The 233-nt window shown below is 70.8% G+C and carries 1 pseudogene; it reads left to right on the plus strand.

From position 1 onward, the window contains the following. Window positions 1–233: pseudogene (locus AC5Y6X_RS24515) on the plus strand (hypothetical protein); the annotation flags it as partial.

The raw sequence follows: 233 nt of genomic DNA on the forward strand, positions 1-233 counted from the left end.
GGAATCGGTGACCCGCTCCCCGGACGAGTTGCACGCCTTGCTCGTCGGGGAGCAGGTCAGCGTGCTGAGCCTGACCCCCTCGGCGGCGTGGACGCTGCCGCCGGACGGCCTGGATTCGATGGCGTTGGTGGTCGGCGGTGAGGCCTATCCGGCCGAGGTGGTGGATCGGTGGGCGCCGGGGCGGCTGATGGTCAACGTGTACGGCCCCACGGAGACCACGGTGTTTGCGTCGG

Source organism: Mycobacterium sp. NGS26, from assembly GCF_059813025.1.